General features: G+C 70.4%; 21 protein-coding genes. 15 read left to right on the forward strand and 6 right to left on the reverse strand.

All coding sequences use genetic code 11. The features are described 5' to 3' along the window. The first annotated feature begins 8 nt into the window (after positions 1–8). From FHP08_RS15455 to pdeM, 6 genes are all read left to right on the forward strand, one after another. Positions 9–1124, forward strand: coding sequence for a ligase-associated DNA damage response exonuclease (locus FHP08_RS15455; RefSeq protein ID WP_147705381.1), 1116 nt, complete (start codon positions 9–11; stop codon positions 1122–1124). Then, positions 1121–2854: an ATP-dependent DNA ligase gene (locus FHP08_RS15460; RefSeq protein WP_147705382.1), complete on the forward strand. Its 1734-nt coding sequence runs from the start codon at positions 1121–1123 to the stop codon at positions 2852–2854. Before FHP08_RS15455 ends, FHP08_RS15460 begins: the two co-directional genes overlap by 4 nt. Continuing rightward, a complete protein-coding gene (locus FHP08_RS15465) occupies positions 2851–3717 on the forward strand; it encodes a DUF429 domain-containing protein (protein WP_147705383.1) in 867 nt (288 codons plus the stop codon). Before FHP08_RS15460 ends, FHP08_RS15465 begins: the two co-directional genes overlap by 4 nt. Next, entirely contained in the window at positions 3714–6188 is a 2475-nt protein-coding gene (locus FHP08_RS15470; RefSeq protein ID WP_147705384.1) for a ligase-associated DNA damage response DEXH box helicase, read from the forward strand. Before FHP08_RS15465 ends, FHP08_RS15470 begins: the two co-directional genes overlap by 4 nt. A gap of 102 nt (positions 6189–6290) precedes the next feature. Then, the gene (locus tag FHP08_RS15475) at positions 6291–6911 is read left to right on the forward strand and encodes a sulfurtransferase (RefSeq protein ID WP_147705385.1); all 621 of its coding nucleotides are present in this window, start codon (positions 6291–6293) and stop codon (positions 6909–6911) included. Between the two features lie 221 nt (positions 6912–7132). Continuing rightward, positions 7133–7924 carry a ligase-associated DNA damage response endonuclease PdeM gene (gene pdeM / locus FHP08_RS15480; RefSeq protein WP_147705386.1) on the forward strand — a complete coding sequence of 264 codons (792 nt, stop codon included), beginning with the start codon at positions 7133–7135 and terminating at the stop codon, positions 7922–7924. Here pdeM and FHP08_RS15485 read toward each other — a convergent pair. The 5 genes from FHP08_RS15485 to FHP08_RS15505 all read right to left on the reverse strand — a co-directional run bounded on the left by FHP08_RS15485 (position 7873) and on the right by FHP08_RS15505 (position 12789). Next, positions 7873–8634, reverse strand: coding sequence for an HpcH/HpaI aldolase family protein (locus FHP08_RS15485; protein WP_147705387.1), 762 nt, complete (start codon positions 8632–8634; stop codon positions 7873–7875). The two genes, pdeM and FHP08_RS15485, sit on opposite strands and share 52 nt — an antisense overlap. 79 nt (positions 8635–8713) lie before the next feature. Next, on the reverse strand, positions 8714–9505 hold the full coding sequence (locus FHP08_RS15490; protein WP_147705388.1) for a gamma-glutamyl-gamma-aminobutyrate hydrolase family protein: 792 nt from the start codon (positions 9503–9505) through the stop codon (positions 8714–8716). Positions 9506–9514: 9 nt separating this feature from the next. Continuing rightward, positions 9515–10630 carry a YbdK family carboxylate-amine ligase gene (locus FHP08_RS15495; protein ID WP_147705389.1) on the reverse strand — a complete coding sequence of 372 codons (1116 nt, stop codon included), beginning with the start codon at positions 10628–10630 and terminating at the stop codon, positions 9515–9517. 21 nt (positions 10631–10651) lie between these two features. Beyond that, positions 10652–11872, reverse strand: a complete 1221-nt coding sequence (locus tag FHP08_RS15500) for a cation:proton antiporter (RefSeq protein WP_147705390.1) — start codon at positions 11870–11872, stop codon at positions 10652–10654. A gap of 5 nt (positions 11873–11877) precedes the next feature. Further along, the gene (locus FHP08_RS15505) at positions 11878–12789 is read right to left on the reverse strand and encodes a mechanosensitive ion channel family protein (RefSeq protein ID WP_147705391.1); all 912 of its coding nucleotides are present in this window, start codon (positions 12787–12789) and stop codon (positions 11878–11880) included. 402 nt (positions 12790–13191) lie between these two features. Here FHP08_RS15505 and FHP08_RS15510 point away from each other — a divergent pair, with 402 nt between their 5' ends. The 7 genes from FHP08_RS15510 to FHP08_RS15540 are packed head-to-tail and all read left to right on the forward strand — an operon-like array spanning position 13192 to position 21212. After that, positions 13192–13869, forward strand: a complete 678-nt coding sequence (locus FHP08_RS15510; RefSeq protein ID WP_147705392.1) for a TetR/AcrR family transcriptional regulator — start codon at positions 13192–13194, stop codon at positions 13867–13869. A 60-nt stretch (positions 13870–13929) separates the two neighbouring features. Then, positions 13930–15717, forward strand: a complete 1788-nt coding sequence (locus tag FHP08_RS15515; RefSeq protein WP_147705393.1) for an acyl-CoA dehydrogenase C-terminal domain-containing protein — start codon at positions 13930–13932, stop codon at positions 15715–15717. Between the two features lie 31 nt (positions 15718–15748). After that, entirely contained in the window at positions 15749–16243 is a 495-nt protein-coding gene (locus tag FHP08_RS15520; protein ID WP_147705394.1) for a DUF2147 domain-containing protein, read from the forward strand. A 16-nt stretch (positions 16244–16259) separates the two neighbouring features. After that, complete coding sequence (locus tag FHP08_RS15525; RefSeq protein WP_147705395.1) at positions 16260–18668, forward strand: 3-hydroxyacyl-CoA dehydrogenase/enoyl-CoA hydratase family protein; 2409 nt, start codon at positions 16260–16262, stop codon at positions 18666–18668. Between the two features lie 13 nt (positions 18669–18681). After that, entirely contained in the window at positions 18682–19908 is a 1227-nt protein-coding gene (locus FHP08_RS15530; protein ID WP_147705396.1) for an acetyl-CoA C-acyltransferase, read from the forward strand. Between the two features lie 25 nt (positions 19909–19933). Next, entirely contained in the window at positions 19934–20386 is a 453-nt protein-coding gene (locus tag FHP08_RS15535) for a PaaI family thioesterase (protein ID WP_225879160.1), read from the forward strand. A 55-nt stretch (positions 20387–20441) separates the two neighbouring features. Further along, on the forward strand, positions 20442–21212 hold the full coding sequence (locus FHP08_RS15540; protein WP_147705397.1) for an enoyl-CoA hydratase: 771 nt from the start codon (positions 20442–20444) through the stop codon (positions 21210–21212). A 153-nt stretch (positions 21213–21365) separates the two neighbouring features. Here FHP08_RS15540 and FHP08_RS15550 read toward each other — a convergent pair whose 3' ends face one another. Next, complete coding sequence (locus tag FHP08_RS15550) at positions 21366–21701, reverse strand: phage integrase N-terminal SAM-like domain-containing protein (protein ID WP_147705399.1); 336 nt, start codon at positions 21699–21701, stop codon at positions 21366–21368. Between the two features lie 151 nt (positions 21702–21852). Here FHP08_RS15550 and FHP08_RS15555 point away from each other — a divergent pair, with 151 nt between their 5' ends. After that, positions 21853–22302, forward strand: a complete 450-nt coding sequence (locus FHP08_RS15555) for a hypothetical protein (RefSeq protein ID WP_147705400.1) — start codon at positions 21853–21855, stop codon at positions 22300–22302. 96 nt (positions 22303–22398) lie between these two features. Continuing rightward, positions 22399–22914, forward strand: a complete 516-nt coding sequence (locus FHP08_RS15560) for a PIN domain-containing protein (protein ID WP_147705401.1) — start codon at positions 22399–22401, stop codon at positions 22912–22914. Positions 22915–23025: the final 111 nt, after the last annotated feature.

A 23025-nucleotide genomic window follows, 5' to 3' on the forward strand; every position in this document is an offset into this window, starting at 1 on the left:
CCCTGCCGATGACCGATCTCGTCGTCGCGCGCCCCGAGGGCCTCTGGTGCGAGGCCGGGGGCTTCTTCATCGATCCCTGGCGGCCGGTGGATCGCGCGCTGATCACGCACGCGCACGCCGACCACGCCCGGCCGGGCCATCGCGCCTACCTGGCGGCCGCCGAGGGCGCCGGCGTGCTGCGCGCGCGACTGGGCGCGATCGCGCTGCAGACCCTCGACTGGGGGCGGTCGATCGAGGTGAACGGCGTGAAGGTCTCCTTCCATCCGGCCGGGCATGCCCTGGGCGCGGCGCAGATCAGGCTCGAGCACCGCGGCGAGGTCTGGGTCCTGTCGGGCGACTACCGGGTCGAGGCCGACCGCAGCTGTCGCGCCTTCGAGCCGGTGCGCTGCCATGTGTTCGTGACCGAGTCGACCTTCGGGCTGCCGGTCTACCGCTGGGCGCCCCAGGCACGGATCGTCGCCGACATCCTCGCCTGGTGGCAGGCCAATGCCGCCGAAGGACGCGCCAGCCTGCTCCACTGCTACGCCTTCGGCAAGGCGCAGCGCCTGCTGGCGGGCCTGGCCGACGCGCTGGGCACCGACGGTCCGGCCGGCGCGGGCGCGCTTGCGCAGGCCCCGGGGCCGGTGGCCTGTCACGGCGCGATCGACTCGCTCAACCGGGTCTGTCGCGAGGCTGGCGTCGCGCTGCCCGACACCGTTGCCGCCGGCGAACTGCGCGATCCTTCGCAGGCCGGCCGCGCCCTGGTCCTTGCGCCGCCCTCGGCTGCCGGCTCGCCCTGGGCGCGACGTTTCGGCGACGCGAGCGACGCCTTCGTGTCGGGCTGGATGAGCATCCGGGGCGCGCGGCGGCGGCGCTCGGTCGATCGCGGCTTCGTCCTCTCCGATCATGCCGACTGGCCGGGCCTGCAGCAGGCGATCGCCGGCACCGGCGCCGCGCGGGTCGTCGTGACGCACGGCTACGAGGCGGTCATGGTCCGCTGGCTGCGCGAGCGTGGATTGCAGGCGCAGTCCTTCGCCACCGAGTACGGAACGGACGAGGACGGCGCCGCGGAAGTCGGCGCGCGAGACGCCGATGTCGGCGACGAACCCGGCGCAGGCCCCGGCGCTCCGGAGCCGCCGCGATGAAGCGCTTCGCCGCGCTCTACGCCGAGCTCGACGCCACCACCTCGACCCGCCGCAAGGTCGATGCGATGGCCCGCTACTTCGTCGCCGCGCCGGCGGCCGACGCGGCCTGGGCCGCATACTTCCTGGCCGGCGGCAAGCCGCGGCGGATCGCGCCGATGGCCGCGCTGCGCGCCGCCGCCCGCCGCGCGGCCGAGCTGCCCGAGTGGCTGTTCGAGGAGAGCTACCAGGCGGTGGGCGACCTCGCCGAGACGATCGCGCTGCTGCTTCCGCCGCCCGACCTCGTCGACGAGGCCGGGCTCGACGCCTGGATGCGCGAGCGCCTGCTGCCGCTGCGCGGAGCCGAGCCGGAGAGGCTCGCCGACGCGCTGCCCGACGCCTGGCGGCGCCTGCACCCCGGCGCGCGCTTCGTCATGAACAAGCTGCTGACCGGCGGCTTTCGCGTCGGGGTCTCGCGGCAGCTGGTGATCCGGGCGCTGGCAGAGGCTTTCCGCATCGATGCCCGCAGCGTGGCCCATCGCTTCGTCGGCTACACCGACGGCGGGCGCGCGCCCGATGCCCGCGCCTTCGCCGCGCTGGTGGTCCAGGGCGGCGAAGGCGCGCCGGCCGACGCGGCTGCCGCCCTGGAACGGGCGGCCCGCCCCTATCCGTTCTTTCTCGCGCATCCGCTGTCCGCCGCGCAGGCGGACACGCTGGGCGAGGCCGGCCGCTGGCTCGTCGAATGGAAGTGGGACGGCATCCGCGCGCAGCTGGTGCGACGGGCGGGCCAGGCCTGGATCTGGTCTCGCGGCGAGGAGCTGGTCACCGAGCGTTTCCCCGAAGTCGCTGCGGCCGCGCGCGCGCTGCCCGACGGCGTGGTCCTCGACGGCGAACTGGTCTGCTGGGATGCGGGCGCCGCCGCGCCGATGCCCTTCGCGCAGCTCCAGCGCCGGATCGGCCGGCTCGAGCCGGGCGCGAGGCTGCTGCGCGAGGCGCCGGTGGCGCTGCTGGCCTTCGACCTGCTGGAGCACGAGGGCGAAGATCTGCGTGCGCTGCCGCAGGCCGGGCGGCGCGCGCGGCTCGCGGCGCTGCTCGAGGCGGCCGGCGCCGGGCCGCTGCCTGCGCCCGCGATGCCGATCGCGCTGTCGCCCGCGCTGCAGGCCCGCGACTGGGCCGCGGCCGCGGCCGCGCGCGCCGGCGCGCGGGCCTTCGGCGTGGAGGGCCTGATGCTCAAGCGACTGGACGCCGCCTACGGCGTCGGCCGCACGAAGTCCGCCTCGAGCGGCGACTGGTGGAAGTGGAAGCTCGATCCGCTGACGGCCGACTGCGTGCTGGTCTACGCGCAGCGCGGCCACGGCCGGCGCGCGAGCCTCTACACCGACTACACCTTCGCGGTGTGGAGCGCGCCGCCCGGCGCGCCCGGGCGCGAGCTGGTGCCCTTCGCGAAGGCCTATTCCGGGCTGACCGACGCCGAGATCCGCGAGGTCGACGCGGCGATCCGAAAGACCACCGTCGAGAAGTTCGGCCCGGTGCGCAGCGTGACGCCCACGATGGTCTTCGAGCTGGCCTTCGAAGGCATCCAGCCCTCGAACCGTCATCGATCGGGGCTGGCGGTGCGCTTCCCGCGGATCGCGCGCCGCCGGCCCGACAAGCCCGTCGAGGAGGCCGACACGCTGCAAGGCTTGCTGGCGCTGCTCGACCGTGGCGGCGGGAGTGAGCGCGCCGCCCCCGGCGCAGGGGACGAACCGGAATGAGGCTTCACGGGATCGATTTCAGCTCGGCGCCCACGCGGCGCAAGCCGATCGTGGTCGCGAGCGGGCGCCTGGCGGCCGGCGCCGCAGCGCCAGGCGCCGCAGCGGGCGGCGCTTCGCTCGACCTGCTCGCCTTCGAGGCGCTCGAGAGCCTGGCCGCCTTCGACGAATGGCTGCGCCGCGCGGGCCCGTGGCTGGCCGCCTTCGACTTCCCCTTCGGCTGGCCGCGCGAGCTGATCGAGTCGCTGGGCTGGCCCGCCGGGAACTGGGCCGCCTCGATCGATCACGCGGCCGGCTTGTCCCGCGCCGAGCTGATGGCCTGCCTGCGCGCCTTCTGCCAGGCACGCGCGCCGGGATCGAAGTTCGCGCACCGCGCGACCGACCGGCCCGCCGGTTCCAGCCCGTCGATGAAGTGGGTCAACCCGCCGGTCGCGCTGATGCTGCATGCCGGCGCGCCGCGCTTGCTGGCCGCCGGCGCGACGCTGCCTGGCCTGCACGCCGGCGACCCGGCGCGGATCGCGCTGGAGGCCTATCCCGGCTTCGTGGCGCGCTCGATCGTCGGGCGCGAGTCGTACAAGTCCGACGATCGTTCGCGCCAGACGCCGCAGCGCCGCGAGGCACGCGCGCGCGTCCTCGCGGCGCTGGCGAGCGGCGAGAACCGGCTCGCGATCGCGGTCCGTCTCGACCCGGCGCTCGCCCAGGCCTGCCTCGACGATGCGACCGGCGACCGTCTCGATGCGCTGCTGTGCCTCGCGCAGGCGGCCTGGGCCTGGCAACGGCGCGACCAGGCCTACGGCCTGCCGGCGCGCGTGGATCCGCTCGAAGGCTGGATCGTGTCGGTGCCGGCCGACGGCGAGACCGGATGAGCCGGACCCGCGCATTCCGACCCACGCTCGCCGACGCCGAGCGCTGGTTCGCCGGTCGGGGGCAGAAGCCCTTCGCCTTCCAGCGCGAAGTCTGGCGCGCGATGCGGGCCGGCGAGTCGGGCCTGCTGCATGCCACGACCGGATCGGGCAAGACCCTGGCGGTCTGGCTGGGCGCGCTGCTTCGGCTGGCCGCGCCGGAGAGCGACGCGCCGCCGCGCCGCGCGCGCGCGACGCGCGCACTCTGGATCACGCCGATGCGCGCGCTCGCCGCCGACACCGTGCTCGCGCTGCGCGAGCCGCTGGCCGGCCTCGCTGGCGGCGCGCCGGCCGGCTGCGACGTCGCCTTGCGCACCGGCGACACCTCGTCCTCGGAGCGCCAGCGCCAGGACCGCTCGCCGCCGGCCGCGCTGGTCACGACGCCCGAAACGCTGTCGCTGATGCTGTCGCGCGCCGATGCGGACACGACGCTCGCCGCGGTGTCCGTGGTGATCGTCGACGAATGGCACGAACTGCTCGGCAACAAGCGCGGCGTGCAACTGCAGCTCGCGCTCGCGCGTCTGCGGCGGCTGAACCCCGGCCTGGTGGTCTGGGGCCTGTCGGCCACGCTCGGCAATCTCGACGAGGCGCTCGACGTGCTGCTGGCGGGCCGCCCGGGCCGGGTGGTGCGCGGCCGGCGCCCGAAGCGCCTGCTGGTCGACGCGCTGCTGCCCGAGCGCCCGGGACGCTTCCCCTGGGCAGGCCACCTCGGCCTCACGATGCTCGACGCGGTGGTGGGCGAGATCGACGCGAGCCCGAGCTCCCTGGTCTTCTGCAATACGCGGTCGCAGGCCGAGCTCTGGTACCAGGCCCTGCTCGACGCGCGTCCGGACTGGGCCGGCGCGATCGCCCTGCATCACGGCTCGCTGGACCGCGAGGTGCGCGAATGGGTCGAGTCCGGCATCAAGCGGGGCCTGCTCAAGGCGGTCGTCTGCACCTCGAGCCTGGATCTCGGCGTCGACTTCGCGCCGGTCGAGCGCGTGTTGCAGGTGGGCAGCGCCAAGGGCGTGGCCCGGCTGTTGCAGCGCGCCGGGCGCTCGGGCCACGCGCCGGGGCGGCCGTCGCGCGTCACGCTGGTGCCCACCCACGCGCTCGAGCTGCTCGAGGCCGCCGCCGCGCGCGACGCGGCGCTGGCCGGGCGCGTGGAGGCGCGCGACCCGCCGCGCCAGCCGCTCGACGTGCTGGTCCAGCACCTCGTCACGATCGCCGCGGGCCCGGGCTTCCGCCCGGACGCGCTGCTCGCCGAGGTGCGCGACACCCACGCCTACCGCGACCTGGACGAGGGCGCGTGGCGCTGGGCGCTCGATTTCGTGCTGCGCGGCGGCCCCAGCCTGACCGCCTATCCCGACTACCGGCGCGTCGTCGTCGACGCCGATGGCGCGCACCGGGTCGCCGACGCGCGGCTCGCGCGGCGCCACCGGATGGCGATCGGCACCATCGTGTCCGACGCGGTCATGCAGGTGCGCTTCGTGGGCGGCGCGCGGCTCGGCACGGTCGAGGAGAGCTTCATCGGACGGCTGCGGCGCGGCGACTGCTTCCTGTTCGCGGGGCGGCTGCTCGAGCTGGCGCGGGTCCACGAGATGACCGCCTGGGTGCGCCGCGCGAGCGGCCGGCGCAGCGCGGTGCCGCGCTGGCGCGGCGGGCGGATGCCGCTGTCGAACGAGCTCGCCGACGCGGTGCTGGCGCGGCTCGCGCAGGCCGGGCAGGGCCGCTACGAAGGCCCGGAGATGAAGGCCCTGCGCCCGCTGCTCGAGCGCCAGCAACGGGTGTCGGCGCTGCCCGGTCCGGAGGCGCTGCTCGTCGAGTCGCTCCGGTCGCGCGAAGGCTGGCACCTGTTCGTGTTCCCGTTCGCCGGCCGCCAGGTGCACCTCGGCCTCGCCTCGCTGTTCGCGATGCGGCTCGCACGTCGCGCGCCGGCCACGCTGTCGATCTCGGTCAACGACTACGGGTTCGAGCTGCTCTCGGCCACGCCTGTCGACTGGCAGTCCGTTCGCGATCGCAGCCTGATGTCCACCGACGCCCTGCTCGAGGACGTGCTCGACAGCCTGAACAGCGGCGAGCTGGCCATGCGGCGCTTCCGCGAGATCGCGCGGGTCGCCGGGCTGCTGTTCCCGGGCTTTCCGGGCGCGGCGCGCGGCACGCGGCAGCTGCAGGCCTCGGCGAGCCTGTTCTGGGAGGTGTTCGCCAGGCACGACGCCGGCAACCTGCTGCTGGACCAGGCGCGCCGCGAAGTCCTCGAGCGCGAGCTCGAGATCGACCGGCTGCGGGCCGCGCTCGAGCGGATGGCCACCTGCGAACCGCGCTGGACCGAGCTGCAGCGGCCTTCGCCCTTCGCGTTTCCACTGATGGTCGAGAGGATGCGCGAGCGCCTGTCGACCGAGAAGCTGTCGGACCGGCTCGCGCGGCTGGTCGCCGATCTGGAGCGCGCTGCCTGAGCCACTCGGCGCCTGCGGCATAAGGATATTCCGGCAGCGCGATTGCTGGCTCGCGGCCAGGCGGCCACCCAGAATCCGGGCATTCGCACAAGGAGTGCCGCCGTGAAGACCGCATCCGTCCCCTCGTCCCGCGCCCCGTCCTACCGCTGCCTGGTCGCTTCGTCGGCCCTGGTCGTCGCGGCCTTGCTCGCGGCGCCCGGCCCGGCCGCGGCGAAGGACTGGCTCGACCCGGTCGTGTCCACGCAGGAGATGCTCTCGCGCATCGAGCAGCCCTGGGTCCAGCTGATCGACGTCCGCTCGCCCGACGAGTACGCCGGCCGCGACATCCGCGCGCTGCGCGGCGGCCACATCCCGGGCGCGATCAGCCTGCCGGCCAGCGAGGGCGACGAGCCGGGCCCGGTGGCGGGCGACCTGCGCAGTCGCGTCGAAGCCCTCGACCGTCGCAAGGAGACGATCGTCTACGGTCACGACGCGGCCGCCGCGCAACGCGTGGCCGACTGGTTGCGCGCGCAGGGCTTCCGCCAGGTCCGCGTCTACGCCGGCGCCTGGCAGGTCTGGGGCAACAGCCTCGAGCTGCCGGTGGCCGGCGAGCGCTACGCCGATGTCGGCGCGCTGCGCGATCGCCTGGTCTCGCTCGAACGCGAACTCGCCCGGCGCTCGCCGCGGGCGGCGCTGTCCGAGGCCGGCGCGAGCCGGCCGGAGACGCTGTCGGCCTCGCGCTGAGCGCGGCGCTGCCATCGGCGCGCCATGATCCTGTCATGGCGACGTCACCCTGGCCCGGCAAGCTCGTCCTCCGACCTCACCTCACCGTGCCGAGAACGCCGCCATGAACGCCGTCCGCGACTTGCTGAGCATCACTGCGCGACAGTGGTTCGGCCCGGTCGTGGTCTCGCGCGGCGCCGGGTCCGAAGTGGTCCCGCTCCCGCTGCGCATAGAATCGCGCGATGTCCACGAGCGCGATTCTGCAGCCAGGAAGTCCGTCGACCGGATCGGGTCCGTCGGCGGGATCGGCAGCGATCGTCGCCGCTTCGCGCGAATTGCGGTTGTTGCCGCAGCGGGCGCTGCTGGATACGGCTTCGCGCTCGCTGATGGTCGCCGACCTGCATCTCGGGAAGGCGGCGACCTTCCGGGCGCACGGGCTGCCGGTTCCGAGCGGAACGACTGAGCGCACGCTGGCGCGGCTCGACGCGCTGCTGGCCGGAACCGCCGCGCGCAGCTTGTTCCTGCTGGGCGACCTGCTGCACGCCCCCGAGGCGCTGCGTCCGTCCATCACGAAGGCGCTCGCCGACTGGCGAGCCCGGCACGCCCGCGTCGAGGTGATCCTCGTCCGCGGCAACCACGATGCACGCGCCGGCAAGCTGCCGGCCGGCTGCGGCATCGACACGGTGGCGCCCGGTCACCGGCTGGGCGAGCTGCGGCTGCTGCACGAGCCGCCCGACGACGGCCAATCCGAGCGCGAAGGGGCGTTCGCGCTGTCCGGTCACCTGCACCCCGTCTGCGTGCTCGGCAACCGCGCCGACCGCCTTCGGCTACCGTGTTTCAGGGTGCGCCCTCACGACGCCGTGCTGCCTGCCTTTGGCGAGTTCACCGGCGGGTGGCAGGTACGGCCCGTTCCAGGAGAGCGCGTGTTCGTCACCGACGGTACGCGGGTCCTCGAGCTGTCTCGGCGACCCCGCCCGCAAGCTCACCCCTCCCGCGCCGCCGCCACCCACTCGCGCGCCGCGCTCGACAGGTAAAGCGAGTCGTAGCCGGGCACGATGAGGTCGAAGCCTGCCCGGCGCATGTCGCCGGCCATTTCCTTCGCGGTGCAGAAGATCCCGGCGCGCTTGCCCGCCGCCCTGGCCGCCTGGAGGATGCGGTCCAGCGCCTCGGCGAGCGGGCCCTCGCGCCAGCGCGGCGTCGGCGGCAAGCCCAGCGCGAGCGACAGGTCGCCGGGGCCCACGAACACGCCGGCCAGCCCGTCCACCGCGCAGATCGATTCCAGGTTGCGCAGGCCTTCTGCGGTCTCGATCATCGCCCAGGCCTCGATCGTGTCGTTGGCCTTGTCGAAGTAGTCGGGGCCCCCGTAGAGCACGCCGCGGGCCGGCCCGAAGGAGCGCATGCCCATCGGCGGATAGCGGCAGGCCGAGACCAGCTCGCGCGCCTGCCCGGCCGTGTCGATCATCGGGCAGATGATCCCCCAGGCGCCGCCGTCGAGCAGCTTGTTGATCGTGGCGAAGTCCAGCGAGGGGCTGCGCGCCATCGGCATGGCCGGCGTGGCGGACAGCGCCTGCATCAGGCCGATCGCGGCGTCGACGTGGAAGGGGCCGTGCTGCAGGTCCACGACCACCGCGTCGAAGCCGGCATGGCCCAGGGTCTCGGCGGCGTACTGGCTGTCGAAGGACAGCCAGCCGGCCACCGCGGCCTGGCCGGCATCGAAGCGTTCGCGCAATCGGTTCGGGCGCATCCCGGTGTCTCCTGGTTGCCGTGAGCGGTGCCCCGGAGGCAAAGCCTCGGAGGGCGTCGCGCCAGCATAACCGAGCGCGTCAGGCCGATGCGTCGCGCATCCGCGCGGCCGTTTCGAGAAAGTCGAGCATGATCGGCGAGCCGTCGAGCAGGCGCTCGTCCGCCGAGTGGAACTCCGGGTGCCACTGCAGGCCCATCGCGTAGCCGCTGCCGCGCCAGCGGATGGCCTCGACGATGCCGTCCTCGCGCGAGCGTGCGTCGATGACCAGGTCGCCGCCGAGCCGGTCGACCGCCTGGTGGTGGATGCTGTTGACGCGGCCGCCGAACTGACCGGGGTAGAGCTCGGCGAGCCGCGAGTCGGACTCGAATTCGATCTCGTGCTGCAGCTGGTCGTAGAGCTCGGCGTCCACGTGGGGGATCGCCTCGGGCCGCAGCGTGGGGATGTCCTGGTACAGCGTGCCGCCGAAGGCCACGTTGAGCAGCTGGGCGCCGCGGCAGATGCCGAGCACCGGCTTGCCCTGCGCCATGAACTCGTGGATCAGGTCCATCTCGTAGCGGTCGCGCACGATGTCGCCGGCCCACTCGGCGCGCATCGGCTCCTTGCCGTAGGAGCGGGGGCTGACGTCGGCGCCGCCCTGGAGCACCAGGCCGTCGAGCTCGCGCACGTAGCTGCGCACCGAGATGCCGCGCCGGCTGACCTCGGCGTTCGAGCTGATCGTCGGGATCATCATCACCAGCGCGCCGTGCGCCATGATCCAGTGCGCAATCGACTGCTCCAGGTACTGGAGCGTCTTGTTGCGAAAGCCCAGTTCCCTGGGCGGGTTGTGCATCAGCCGCGCGGAGAGGCCGATCTTCAGGGCCCGAGGCAGCATCTGTCTGGCTCAGCGGCTCCAGCGCTCGCACTGCTGGCGAACGACCTCGCCAAGCATGTGCTCCTGCGCGTAGGTCCGGCGGATCCAGGTCGCGTCGTTGCCGTGGGTCTTCACGTCGTCGCGGATCTGGCGGCAGGCGTCGTCGGCGCCGAGCTCGATCGAGTGATGCTCCACCGCGTCGAGCGTGCGCAGGATGTCCTCGCCGATCGTGCTGTGCTCGCCGGTCTGCGGGTCGACGAAGGTGCCGTCGAAGCCGAAGCGGCAGGCCTGGAAGCGGTTGAAGGTGTAGACCAGGTAGTCGTCCTCGGTGGGCCGGAACGGCTGCTCGAAAGTCAGCCAGCGCGACACGCACTGGATGTAGGCGGCCAGCGCCGCGGCCTTGCCGATCGTGAGCGGGGTGTCGAGCACGCGGATCTCGATCGTGCCGAACTCGGGCTTGGGCCGGATGTCCCAGTAGAAGTCCTTCATGCTCTCGACGACGCCGGTGCGGGTCATCTTGTCGAAGAACTTGCGGAATTCCTCCCAGGTGAGCGTGAACGGCGCGCGGCCGGACAGCGGAAAGGCGAACACCGAGTTCAGGCGCGCCGAGTGGAAGCCGGTGTCGGTGCCCTGCACGAAGGGCGAGGACGCCGACAGCGCGATGAAGTGCGGGATGAAGCGCGACAACCCGTGCAGCAGCACGAGCGCCGCGTCCGGCCCCGGACAGCCCACGTGCACGTGCTGGCCGAAGATCGTGAACTGCTTCGACAGGTAGCCGTAGAGCTCGGACAGCATGTGGAAGCGCGGCGCCTCGTAGATGCGCCGCTCGCTCCAGTCCTGGAAGGGGTGCGTGCCGCCGCCCGACAGCCCGATGTTGAGCTTGCTCGCGCAGTCGACCAGCACGTCGCGGATCTCGCCGAGCTGGGCGAGCGCGTCGGCGTAGTCGTTGCAGATGCCGGTCGACAGCTCGATCATGCTGTCGGTCATCTCGGGCTTCACGTCTCCCGGCAGCGTGTGCCGCTCCACCAGGCGCAGCAGGTCGTGCGAGGCGTGGGTGAGGTCGTAGTCGTGCGTGTTGACGATCTGCAGTTCGAGCTCGACGCCGAGCGTCAGCGCGCGCGAGTCGGCGAAGGCTTCAAGCGCCATGGGTCGGTTTCTCCGTTCAGGTCAGCGGATGTTGTCTTCGCGCACCTTGCGCAGCGCGAAGTGCACGGCGATCGGCCCGATCAGTTCCAGGATGGCGATCACGCTGAACATGATGCCGGTCAGCGCGGCGGCGTACTCGGGGTAGAGGTCCTGCAGCTCCGCGATCATCACCAGGGCAGCGCCCGAGACTGGGGTCATCGCGACGCCCAGGGCCAGGCCCTTGCTCACCGGGATGCCGCTCGGCCCGCTGAGCGCCACGGTGGCGGCGATCTTGGCCACGCTGCGGGCGACGATCAGCACCAGGCCGGCCGCGGCGCCGGCCGCGAGCGACTGGGCCGACCAGACCGATCCGGTGATCACGAAGAGCATCAGCACCAGCACGCCCCCGGCGGTGCCGAAGTGACGCGGCCAGATCCAGGGCCGTTCGGTGGTGTTGCGCAGGATCAGGCCGGCGAGCAGGGGCACGAGCAGCGTGGAGAGGTTGGCCATCTTGGTCACGGCCAGCGCCAGCAGGATCATGCCCAGCAGCAGCAGCGTGGAGTTCTCGTTGCGCAGGTCGAGCCGGCGCGCGAGCTGCGCCACCGCGAAGGCCAGGATGGCGGCCACGATCGCCGAGCCGGCCAGCAGGTACAGCGGGTGCGCGAAGGCCGCGGTCCAGCTGCCCGAGTACTCGGCGTGCAGCCAGCCGACCACGAACTTGGAGGCCAGCACCGCATAGAAGGTGTTCAGCCCGCTCAGCAGCACGAGCCGCTCGGTCACCTGGCCCGACGCCTTCATTTCCGAGGCCACGCGCATCACCACCGCGGGCGAGGTCGCCATCGAGATCGCGGCCGCGGGCAGCGCGAAGCGCATGCCGACGCCCAGCCAGGTCAGCGCAAGCAGCACCAGCGCGAAGGTCAGGGCGGACTCGAGCAGGCTGGTCGCGAGCAGCCAGGGGTTGGTGCGCAGCCAGCGCAGGTTGATCCGGCAACCCATCTCGAACAGCAGCAGGGCCAGCGCCAGGTCCACGATCAGCCGCAGGCTGGCGTTCATCTGCGCGCCGGCGATGCCGGCGCCGAAAGCCGAGACGATGGTGCCCATCGCCGCATAGCCGACCACGCGCGGCAGGCGCAGCCAGCGGAACGCCAGTTCGCCGAGCAGGCCCGCGACGACGATCGTCAGCGAGACCCAGAAGACCGCGTTGCCGGCCGGGGGCCAGGCGGGCAGGAAGAAGAAGAAATCCGCTCTCGGATCGCCAGTCATCAGGTTCACTCCGAAGCCGAAAGGTGGGGCGAAGGGGGCGAGGCCGGGTCGTCCTTCGGCCCCGGCGCATTCTCGTGGATGATCGTGCGATGCGGGAAGGGGATCGAGATGCCCTGCTCGTCGAAGGCGGCCTTCAGCCGCTTCAGGTACTCGCGGCGAACGCCCCATTGCTCCAGAGGCTGGGTCTTGATCCGGCAGCGGATCACCACCGCCGAGTCGGCCCACTGCTCGACGCCGGCGATCTCGAGCTCGCCCAGGATGCGCGGCTTGAATGCGGCGTCGCCCTGCAGCTCGACGGCCACCGCGCGCATGACTTCGTACACGCGGTCGACGCTCTCGCGATAGCCCACGCCGATGTCCATGACCGCGTAGGCGAACTCCGTCGATCGGTTGGTCACCGTGGTGATCAGCCCGTTCGAGATGTAGTGCACGCTGCCGTCGTAGCTGCGCAGCTTGACCTTGCGCAGCGACAGCTCCTCGACCACGCCGCTCAGTCCGGCGATCTCGACCACGTCGCCGACCCGGATCTGGTTCTCGATCAGCAGCACCACGCCCGCGAACACGTCCTTCACCAGGCTCTGCGCGCCGAAGCCCACCGCGATGCCGACCACGCCGGCCGCCCCGAGGATGGGCGCGATCGAGATGCCCAGCTGGTTCAGCACCACCATGGCGGTCACGAGCACGATCAGCAGCGAGACCGTGCGCCGCGTGACCCGCGAGACGGTCTCGATGCGCTTGCGCTCCTCGACGAGGGCCGCGCGGGCGGAGACCTTCTCGAAGAACACGCGCAGCGCCTTGCCGATCGCGATCCGGACGATCAGCGCCAGCACGACGACGCCCGCGATCGACGCCGCCACGCGCAGCTCGGCGGCATACGGGCCGAGCCATTCTTTCGTCAGCGCAAGGGTTTCCTGCATCGGTTCTCGATCCCTCTTTCGGCCAGCCGAGCCGCCGACTGTCGCACGCCGTCTGCGCGCGGCATGCGCGAGACGCTGTGAAGATCGTCGACTCCTGGTGGGCGCGCGATCGGCATGCCCGGCGGTTGCGGAAGCACCCGGAGCGCCGAAGCTGCCTGTGTGGCGGGCTCCTGGCAGAGCGCAGAACGGCTGAGCGCGTCTCCGGGCGGCGGGGTGGGCGCGCCCGGGCGATCCGCCCGGGGCGGGGACGGAAGAAACCGTCTGCCCCTTTGAATGGGTCGAATTATACCTGCCGCCGGATTCTAGAGTCCGGACTCTAAAGCCGTCGCGGGGGCAGGGTTTCCGTTTGACAAGGCAGGCTCGCCGGGAAATAGTACGACCGTTCGAAAAATTGATGGATCCATGAGAAAAGGCGAACAGACACGCGCCTCGATCGTCGCGGCGGCGCTCGAGCTCGCGGCCCGCGACGGCCTCGAGGGGCTGACCATCGGCGCGCTGGCCGAGCGGATGCAGATGTCCAAGAGCGGAGTGTTCGCACACTTCGGCTCGCGCGAGGACCTGCAGATCGCGGTGCTCAAGGAGTACGAGCGGCGCTTCGTCCAGGAGGTCCTGATGCCCGGCCTGAAGGCGCCGCGCGGCTTGCAGCGGCTGAGGGCGATCCTGGCGCGCTGGCTCGACCGCACCGCCATCGAGGCGGCCAGCGGCTGCATCTGGATCTCGGGCGCCACCGAATACGACGACCGGCCCGGCGCGGTGCGCGAGGAGCTGGTCGGCACCGTGCGCGGCTGGCAGCGCGAGCTGTCGCGGGCGATCCGCCAGGCGGTCGAGACCGGCGAGCTGCTTCCCGATCTCGACGTCGACGAGCTGGTCTTCCAGCTCTACGGCGTGATCCTGGTGCTGCACCACGACGGCCGCCTTCTCAACAGCCCCGACGCGCTGCCGCGCGCCCGGCGCAGCGTCGACCGGCTGATCGACAGCTACCGGACCGGTCCTGCCGGCGACGGCCCCGGGCAGGGCGTGCGCCCGGGATCCGAAAGCGGCCCCCCGCCGGACCGACAGCTCGCCAGGGCAGGCAGCTGAGCGCCGCACCAGACACCCGAACCCACCAGAACCGACATCCCGGAAACCAGGAGCAACCCAATGGCCCAGTACCTTCCCCCGATCCGCGACATGCAGTTCGTCCTCCACGAGCTGCTCGAGGTCGAATCCCGGCTCGCCGAGCTGCCCGCCCATGCCGAGACCGGCCGCGAGCTGATCGACCAGGTCATCGAAGAGGGCGGCAAGTTCTGCTCCGAGGTCCTGTTCCCCCTGAACCGGAGCGGCGACGAGGAAGGCTGCACCTACGAGGGCGACGGCGTCGTGCGCACGCCCAAGGGCTTCAAGGACGCCTGGGCGAAGTTCCGCGAGGGCGGCTGGCCCACGCTGACCTGCGACCCCGAATACGGGGGCCAGGGCCTGCCGCACGCGGTCGGCATGGCCTTCCAGGAAATGATGAATTCGGCCAACCAGGCCTGGACCATGTATCCGGGCCTGACCCACGGCGCCTACGACTGCCTGCACGCGCACGGCACGCCCGAGCAGAAGCAGGTCTACCTGCCGAAGTTCGCGTCGGGCGCCTGGACCGGCACCATGTGCCTGACCGAGCCGCACTGCGGCACCGACCTGGGCATGCTGCGCACCAAGGCCGAACCGCAGGCCGACGGCAGCTACCGGATCAGCGGCACCAAGATCTTCATCTCGTCGGGCGAGCACGACCTGACCGAGAACATCGTCCACCTCGTGCTCGCGCGGCTGCCGGACTCGCCGCAGGGCACCAAGGGCATCTCGCTGTTCATCGTGCCCAAGTTCGTTCCCGATGCGAACGGCAATCCCGGCGCGCGCAACGGCGTGAAGTGCGCCCGCATCGAGGAGAAGATGGGCATCCACGGCAACGCCACCTGCGTGATCGACCTCGACGGGGCCACCGGCTGGCTGGTCGGCGACCCGAACAAGGGCCTGCAGGCGATGTTCGTGATGATGAACTCGGCGCGCATCGGCGTGGGCCTGCAGACCCTGGGCCTGATGGAGGTCGCCTACCAGAACTCGCTGGCCTACGCGAAGGAGCGCCTGCAGATGCGTTCGCTGACCGGGCCCAAGGCGCCGGACAAGCCGGCCGATCCGATCATCGTGCATCCCGACGTGCGCCGGATGCTGCTCACCCAGAAGGCCTACACCGAGGGCTCGCGCGCCTTCGCCTACTGGGCGGCGCTGCAGGCCGACGTGGCCCACGGTCATCCGGACGAGGCGGTGCGCAAGGACGCCGAGGACATGCTGGCCCTGCTCACGCCGATCGTGAAGGCCTTCATCACCGACAACGGGTTCGTCACCACCAACATGGCCATGCAGATCTACGGCGGTCACGGCTACATCCGCGAGTGGGGGATGGAGCAGTACGTGCGCGACGCCCGGATCAACATGATCTACGAGGGCACCAACACGATCCAGTCGCTGGACCTGCTGGGCCGCAAGGTGCTGGGCGACAGTGGCGCCAAGCTGCGCAAGTTCGGCAAGCTGGTCACCGAGTTCGTCGAGGCCGAGGGCACGAACGAGGAGATGGCCGAGTTCATCGACCCGCTGGCCGACCTGGGCCAGAAGGTCGAGAAGCTCACGATGGAGATCGGCATGAAGGCCTTCCAGAACCCCGACGAAGCGGGCGCCGCCGCGGTGGATTACCTGCGGGTGATCGGCCACCTGGTGCTTGGCTATTTCTGGGCCCGCATGGCCAAGCTGGCGCTGGAGAAGCAGGAATCGGGCGACCCGCTGTACCGTTCCAAGCTGGCCACCGCCCGCTTCTACTTCGCCAAGCTGATGCCCGAGACCGCCGCGCTGATCCGCACCGCGCGGGCCGGCGCCAAGCCGCTGATGGACGTCGAAGTCGAACTGTTCTGACGGGCGCAGCCCGAATCCGGAGGAGACGAGGATGAACGAAAACACACGGCGCGGCCGCGGCCTGGCCGCCGCGGTGCTTGCCGCCGCTCTTGCGGGGGCAGCGGGCTTCGCATCGGTCGCATGGGCACAGTCCGCCCCCTCGCCGGCCCCCTCGCCGGCGGGCCTGTGGAAGAACATCGACGACGAGACGAAGAAGCCCAAGGCCCTGGTGCGCATCGTCGAGTCCGGCGGCACCTACACCGGCCGCATCGAGAAGGTCCTGACCGACAAGCCCGACGCGGTGTGCGACCTGTGCACCGACGCGCGCAAGGGCCAGCGCGTGCAGGGCATGACGATCATCGAGGGCATGCGGGCCAGCAAGATCGAGGACGAGCTCTTCGAGGGCGGCAGCATCCTCGACCCGAACAACGGCAAGGTCTATCGCAGCCAGATGCGGCTGCGCGAGGGCGGCCGCAGCCTCGAAGTCCGGGGATACGTGGGCGTGCCGCTGTTCGGCCGCTCGCAGACCTGGATCCGCGAAGAATGAAGCGAGGAAATCGACAGTGAGCAATTTCATGGTGAGGAAGGTCGCGGTGCTCGGCGCCGGCGTCATGGGCGCGCAGATCGCCGCGCACCTGGTCAACGCGAAGGTCGAGGCGGTGCTGTTCGACCTGCCGGCGAAGGAAGGCTCGAAGAGCGGCATCGCCATCAAGGCGATCGAGTCGCTGAAGAAGATGAACCCGGCGCCGCTGGGCCATCCGTCGCTGGCGGCCTTCATTCGCCCGGCAAACTACGACGACGACCTCGAGCTGCTGCGCGACTGCGACCTGGTGATCGAGGCGATCGCCGAACGGCTCGACTGGAAGCTCGACCTGTACCGCAAGGTGTCGCCCTTCCTGGCCGAGCATGCGATCCTGGCCACCAACACCTCGGGCCTGTCGATCGGCAGCCTGGCCGAGGGCGTGGAGGCCAGCCTGCGGCACCGCTTCTGCGGCGTGCACTTCTTCAACCCGCCGCGCTACATGCCGCTGGTGGAGCTGATCGCCACCCGCGACACCGAGCTCGCGGTCGTCGACCGGCTGGAAGCCTTCCTGACCAGCACGCTGGGCAAGCACTGCATCCGCGCCAAGGACACGCCCAACTTCATCGCCAACCGCATCGGCATCTGGGGCATCCTGGCCACGGTGCGCGAGGCCGAGCGCTTCGAGCTGAGCTTCGACGTGGTCGACGACCTGACCGGCGCCAGGCTGGGCCGCGCCAAGTCCGGCACCTTCCGCACCGCCGACATCGTGGGCCTGGACACGGTCGCGCACGTCATGAAGACGATGCAGGACCAGCTGAAGGACGACCCCTTCCACCCGCTGTACGAGACCCCGGCGGTGTTCGCCGCGCTGATCGGCAAGGGCGCGCTGGGCCAGAAGACCGGCGCCGGCTTCTACCGCAAGGACGGCAAGGCGATCCTGCGCTTCGACGCGGCCAAGGGCGACTACGTGCCCTCGGGCGCCAAGGCCGACGAGACCGTCGCCCGCATCCTCAAGAAGAAGACCTGGGGCGAACGGCTGCAGCTGCTGCGCGAGTCGAAGAACCCGCAGGCCCAGTTCGTCTGGTCGCTGATGCGCGACAACTTCCAGTACGCGGCGATCAAGCTGGCCGAGATCGCCGACAACGCGCGCGACGTGGACCTGGCCATGCGCTTCGGCTTCGGTGCGAACGAAGGCCCCTTCGAGATCTGGCAGCAGGCCGGCTGGGCCCAGGTGGCCGGCTGGATCCGCGACGACATCGAGCAGGGCCGGGCCTTGTTCACCGCGCCGCTGCCCGACTGGGTCTTCGAAGGCCCGGTGGCCGAGCGCGGCGGCGTGCACCAGCCGCAGGGTTCCTGGTCGGCCGCGCGCGGCGTGTTCGCGCCACGCGTGGAGCAGCCAGTGCATCGCCGCCAGCTCTTCTCGCCGGCGGTGGCCGGCGAGAACGCTTCGAGCCCGGCGACCGCCGGCGACACGCTGTTCGAGGACGATTCGATCCGCCTGTGGACGCTCGGCGAGCGCGGCGTGGACGACGTGGTGATCGCGTCGATCAAGACCAAGGTGCACGCGATCGGCCCCGGCGTGATCGCCGGCCTGCTGAAGGGCGTGGAGATGGCCGAGCGCGACTACAAGGGCCTGGTGGTCTGGTCGCCCGACGATCCGTTCTCGGTGGGCGCCGACCTGCAGGCCATGCTGCCGGTGTTCATGAGCGGCGGCGCGAAAGCGATCGAGGCCGAGGAAAAGAAGCTGCAGGAGGCGATGCTGCGCCTGCGCTATGCCCAGGTGCCCACGGTGGCCGCGGTCTCCGGCATGGCGCTGGGCGGCGGCTGCGAGCTGGCCATCCACTGCGCGCGCCGGGTGGCGGCGCTGGAGAGCTACATCGGCCTGGTCGAGGTCGGCGTGGGCCTGATCCCCGGCGCGGGCGGCCTGACCTACGGCGCGCGCCGCGCGGCCGAGGAGCAGGCGGCGGCGCCCGACGCGGCGCTGCTCGACTTCCTGAAGAAGTACGTGATGGCGGCCGGCACCGCGCAGGTCTCGCGCTCGGCGATCGAGGCGCAGGCCATGGGCTGGCTGCTCGAGTCCGACCAGATCGTGTTCAACCGCAGCGAGCTCCTGTACGCCGCGATCCGCGAGGCCAAGTCGATGAGCGACGCCGGCTGGCGACCACCGCGCAAGGCGACCTTCCGCGCCGCCGGGCGCGACGCGATGGCCACCATCGCCGCGCAGCTGGTCAACATGCGCGACGGCGGGCTGATCAGCGCCCACGACTTCCACCTGGGCAAGACGATCGCCGAGGTGATGTGCGGGGGCGACATCGAGCCGGGCTCGATGGTCGACGAGGAATGGATCATGACGCTCGAGCGCAAGGCCTTCGTGAGCCTGCTCACGCACCCCAAGACCCAGGAACGGATCATGGGGATGATGCAGACCGGCAAGCCGGTGCGCAATTGAGGGAGCCGAGGAAATGAGCAAACAAGTCCAGGACGCCTACATCGTCGCCGCGGCCCGCACGCCGATCGGCAAGGCTCCCAAGGGGGTGTTCCGCCACCTGCGCCCCGACGACCTGCTGGTGCACGCGCTGCGCGCGGCGCTGGGCCAGGTGCCGACGCTCGACCCGGCCGCGATCGAGGACGCCATCGTCGGCTGCGCGATCCCCGAGGCCGAGCAGGGCCTGAACGTGGCCCGCATCGGCGCGCTGCTGGCCGGCCTGCCGGACACGGTGGGCGGGGTCACCGTGAACCGCTTCTGCGCGTCGGGCCTGACCGCGCTGGCCATGGCCGCCGACCGCATCCGCGTGGGCGAGGCCGAGGTAATGATCGCCGCCGGCACCGAGTCGATGAGCATGGTGCCGATGATGGGCAACCGGCCGTCGATGAACCCGCGGGTGCTGGCCGACGAGAACATCGGCATCGCCTACGGCATGGGCCTGACCGCCGAGAAGGTCGCGCAGCAGTGGAAGGTCTCGCGCGAGGCGCAGGACGCCTTCGCGATGGAGTCGCACCGCCGCGCCATCGCCGCCCAGCAGGCCGGCGAGTTCGCCGACGAGATCGCGCCGATCGAGGTGGTCACGAAGTTCCCCGACCTGGCCACCCGCGAGCTGGCGGTCAGCACGCGCACCGTGTCGCTCGACGAAGGCCCGCGCGCCGACACCTCGCTCGAGGCACTGGGCAGGCTGCGGCCGGCCTTCGCCTCGCCGAAGGACCCGGGCGGCAAGGCCACCGGCCTGGGCAGCGTGACCGCCGGCAACAGCTCGCAGACCTCGGACGGCGCCGGCGCGCTGATCGTGGCCTCCGAGGCCGCGGTCAAGCGCTTCGGCCTGACCCCGCTCGCGCGCTTCGTGTCCTTCTCGGTGCGCGGCGTGCCGCCGCAGATCATGGGCATCGGCCCGAAGGAGGCGATCCCGGCCGCGCTGGCCCGCGCCGGCATCGGCCAGGACGCGCTCGACTGGATCGAGCTGAACGAGGCCTTCGCCGCGCAGGCGCTGGCGGTGATCGGCGACCTGGGCCTCGACCCGGCCAAGGTCAACCCGATGGGCGGCGCGATCGCGCTGGGCCACCCGCTGGGCGCCACCGGCGCGATCCGCGCGGCCACCGTGGTGCACGCGCTGCGCCGTCGCCAGTTGAAGTACGGGATGGTCACGATGTGCGTGGGCACCGGGATGGGCGCGGCGGGCGTGTTCGAGCGGGTCTGAGGCAGGGAAGAAGAAGGGGCAGGCCATGAGCGGGAAGAGCGAAGGGGCGAAGCCGGGCCTGCGGCCGGGCATGACGCCGGAGCACTTCAACGCGCGCAGCCCGGGGCACCTGCCCGGGCTGATGGGCGTCGTCGTCGACGAAGTGGCGGAGGGCCGGATGCGCGCGCATCTTGCGGTGCGGCCCGAGCTCTTCGCGCCGAACGGCTTCCTGCACGCGGGCACAGTGGTCACGCTGGCCGACACCACATGCGGCTACGGCACGGTGGCCCATCTTCCGGAAGGCGCGAGCGGCTTCACCACGATCGAGCTGAAGAGCAATCACGTGGGCACCGCGCGCGACGGTACGATCGAGGTGGTGGCCACCGCCGCGCACGTGGGGCGCACCACCCAGGTCTGGGACGCGGTGGTCACGCACCGCGAGACCGGCCGCACGGTGGCGCTGTTCCGCTGCACGCAGATGGTGTTGTGGCCGAAGTGATCGACGCGGGTCTCGTCGCGGGCGCGAGAAGTTCAACGAATAACGGGGAGCAAGAATGACCGAGGACGTGAAGGTCGGCGTGGCCGACGGAATCTGCGAGCTGCGTTTCGACCGGCCCGCCCGCAAGAACGCGATCACCGCCGCGATGTACGCGGCGCTGGCCGACGGGCTCGAGCAGGCGGCGGCCGACGGCGCGGTGCGGGTGGCGCTGATCACCGGCAGCCACGAGGCCTTCACCGCGGGCAACGACCTGGGCGACTTCCTGAACAACCCGCCGCAGAGCGGCGATGCGCCGGTGCACCGTTTCCTGCGCGCGCTGTCCGCTTTCCCCAAGCCGCTGATCGCGTCGGTCTGCGGCCCGGCAGTCGGCGTGGGCACCACGATGCTGCTGCACTGCGACCTGGTTTATGCCGGCGACAACGCAGCGTTCAGCCTGCCCTTCGTGAACCTCGGCCTGTGCCCCGAGGCCGGCTCCAGCCTGCTGCTGCCGGCGATTGCCGGCCATCAGCGCGCCGCCGAGAAGCTGCTGCTCGGCGAGCCCTTCGGCGCCGAGGAAGCGCGCGAGCTGGGCATCGTCAACCGGGTGCTCCCCGCCGCCGAGGTCGAGGCCTATGCGCGCGCGCAAGCGGTCAAGCTCGCGGCCAAGCCGCTGAGCTCGCTGGTGGCCACCAAGGCGCTGATGAAGCAGCCCGCCGCCAATGGCGTGCGCGAGGCGATGCTGCGCGAGGGCGAGGTGTTCGGGCGCATGCTGCGCGAGCCGGCGGCGCGCGAGGCGTTCAGCGCGTTTCTCGAGAAGCGCAAGCCGGATTTCTCGAAGATCGGCTGACCGGGCGCGCGGCCTCGCCGCGCTCGAGATCGAGCTCCTTGACCCGAAGGCGCAAGCCCTCGATGACGCGCATGCCGGCTCCGTCAAGAAGACTGGCGATCAGCCAGTTCGTGCCGCGCAGCGCTTCCAGGAGCGTCTTGACCTTCTGGCGAGTCAACACCACCGGCAGGCGGCGTGAACCCTGCGGCGAAACGACTTCCTGAAGCCAGGTAGGTCGATGTCCGGCACTGACTTGTAGAAAAAGAGCAGGGCCGCCTTCGCCTGATTCTGGGTCGAGGCCCACGCTTTGCGGTCGGTTGCCAGATAGCTCGGGAAAGCCTCAACTTCGGCGGCACCCATGTCGCGAGGATGGCGCTGGAGCCGGACGAAGATCTTCGTCCAGTAGACGCAGTTTCGCTCGGTGCTGTAAGCGTAGTGCCGGATGCGGATCTGGCGACGGACTTCGTCCAGCAGCCGGGGCTGGGGCGGCGTGGCAGGGATTTGCTCCATCCGTGAATTCTTGCGCCGCAGAAGTCTTTCCGATATTGCCCTTTCGGCTTAGGATCAATGACTTACCGCGTCGGATAATTCCGTTCAACGGCATCGGCGCCGCCTAAAGCGGATGCTTAATTCTAGTTAGGGTTTTCATCGGGGATGGTTGATGGCCAATCGTACTCCAGAACAAGACCTCATTAATGAGTTTGTTATTCATCTTGAGCGGCACGCCGACGACACCGTAAAAATCGGTTCCGTCATCAATACTAGCTGCAAATCCAAGAAATTTGCTGATATTGAATTCAAGTCCAAAGCGGACCTGCACTGGGTTATTGAGGCAAAAAGCGACGACTCAAAGGATAAACACAACACGGTGCATAAGATATTTGGCGAGTTGCTGAAGGAAACAGGCAGAACCAACCGATCGAACTGTCGCCACGCGATTCTGATCCCCGAGTCGGCGGTGGAATTTTATAGCCGCGCATTTCAGTCGATAGATCGTGAGAAATTTCTTGGCTTCGGCAAGCTCATCCCAATCGATACCGTGTTTACGAGTAACGCAACTGGCGTGGGGCAGCTCACATGGGAGGCGCTATATGACGCACACAAACCCTAGCCCGGCGCTCAGCCTCGCTCCTTTCAGTCGCTGGACGCAGCGCGATAAATCCGCGCAGCGCCGATTAGCTCTACGTTACGCCTGACAGTCCACGTCATGCCACAGTTCCACGTCGTACTAGACACGAACATCTATCGGAAGAGCCCAAAGCGCACGGATTTGGCCTTCCTTGCGCTGGAGCGTCTTGCCAAGGCCGGTCTATTGCACCTGCATCTTCCGTATGTCGTTGAACGAGAGTTTCAAACGCAACAAGTGACGCAGTACAAGAAGGAAGTTGATGCAGCGGTTGGCGGACTGGAGTCACTGATCAAGAAAGGAGTTGGACCCGCACAACTCGCAACGGTCGAAGGGATGCTGAACACCTTGAAAGGGACTGCACCCGCCCTCCTCTCTGATGTTGAACAGGCCCTGCCAAATTGGGTTGTCGGGATTGGCGGCAGTCGCCATGCAATCACAGAGGCACAAGCTACCTTGGCGATGGAAGCCTACTTTCTAGGTTCCGCGCCGTTGAAGGCGCCAAAGGTCCGCGACGACATTCCGGATTCGTTCATATTTCAGATGATCGCAGACCTCGCGAAGAAGCACACCCCTCTAGTTGTGAAGCTTCAATAGGTTGTTGTGTCCATTCGGACTGGGTTTGAGAGACTGGAAGTCGCCAAACACCCAGATCCCAGGGACGCCAGCCGAATGAACACGCACAAGAATGCCCGACTCACTTTCGCC

It is taken from the genome of Zeimonas arvi (genome assembly GCF_008039575.1).
GTDB lineage: Bacteria > Pseudomonadota > Gammaproteobacteria > Burkholderiales > Burkholderiaceae_E > Zeimonas > Zeimonas arvi.

Excerpts from the sequence above, each read along its gene's own strand:
- FHP08_RS15455 (WP_147705381.1), top strand. The coding sequence starts at position 9 with ATGACCGATCTCGTCGTCGCGCGCCCCGAGGGCCTCTGGTGCGAGGCC.
- FHP08_RS15460 (WP_147705382.1), top strand. The coding sequence starts at position 1,121 with ATGAAGCGCTTCGCCGCGCTCTACGCCGAGCTCGACGCCACCACCTCG.
- FHP08_RS15465 (WP_147705383.1), top strand. The coding sequence starts at position 2,851 with ATGAGGCTTCACGGGATCGATTTCAGCTCGGCGCCCACGCGGCGCAAG.
- FHP08_RS15470 (WP_147705384.1), top strand. The coding sequence starts at position 3,714 with ATGAGCCGGACCCGCGCATTCCGACCCACGCTCGCCGACGCCGAGCGC.
- pdeM (WP_147705386.1), top strand. The coding sequence starts at position 7,133 with ATGTCCACGAGCGCGATTCTGCAGCCAGGAAGTCCGTCGACCGGATCG.
- FHP08_RS15485 (WP_147705387.1), bottom strand. The coding sequence starts at position 8,634 with ATGCGCCCGAACCGATTGCGCGAACGCTTCGATGCCGGCCAGGCCGCG.
- FHP08_RS15490 (WP_147705388.1), bottom strand. The coding sequence starts at position 9,505 with ATGCTGCCTCGGGCCCTGAAGATCGGCCTCTCCGCGCGGCTGATGCAC.
- FHP08_RS15495 (WP_147705389.1), bottom strand. The coding sequence starts at position 10,630 with ATGGCGCTTGAAGCCTTCGCCGACTCGCGCGCGCTGACGCTCGGCGTC.
- FHP08_RS15500 (WP_147705390.1), bottom strand. The coding sequence starts at position 11,872 with ATGACTGGCGATCCGAGAGCGGATTTCTTCTTCTTCCTGCCCGCCTGG.
- FHP08_RS15505 (WP_147705391.1), bottom strand. The coding sequence starts at position 12,789 with ATGCAGGAAACCCTTGCGCTGACGAAAGAATGGCTCGGCCCGTATGCC.
- FHP08_RS15510 (WP_147705392.1), top strand. The coding sequence starts at position 13,192 with ATGAGAAAAGGCGAACAGACACGCGCCTCGATCGTCGCGGCGGCGCTC.
- FHP08_RS15515 (WP_147705393.1), top strand. The coding sequence starts at position 13,930 with ATGGCCCAGTACCTTCCCCCGATCCGCGACATGCAGTTCGTCCTCCAC.
- FHP08_RS15520 (WP_147705394.1), top strand. The coding sequence starts at position 15,749 with ATGAACGAAAACACACGGCGCGGCCGCGGCCTGGCCGCCGCGGTGCTT.
- FHP08_RS15530 (WP_147705396.1), top strand. The coding sequence starts at position 18,682 with ATGAGCAAACAAGTCCAGGACGCCTACATCGTCGCCGCGGCCCGCACG.
- FHP08_RS15535 (WP_225879160.1), top strand. The coding sequence starts at position 19,934 with ATGAGCGGGAAGAGCGAAGGGGCGAAGCCGGGCCTGCGGCCGGGCATG.
- FHP08_RS15540 (WP_147705397.1), top strand. The coding sequence starts at position 20,442 with ATGACCGAGGACGTGAAGGTCGGCGTGGCCGACGGAATCTGCGAGCTG.
- FHP08_RS15550 (WP_147705399.1), bottom strand. The coding sequence starts at position 21,701 with ATGGAGCAAATCCCTGCCACGCCGCCCCAGCCCCGGCTGCTGGACGAA.
- FHP08_RS15555 (WP_147705400.1), top strand. The coding sequence starts at position 21,853 with ATGGCCAATCGTACTCCAGAACAAGACCTCATTAATGAGTTTGTTATT.
- FHP08_RS15560 (WP_147705401.1), top strand. The coding sequence starts at position 22,399 with ATGCCACAGTTCCACGTCGTACTAGACACGAACATCTATCGGAAGAGC.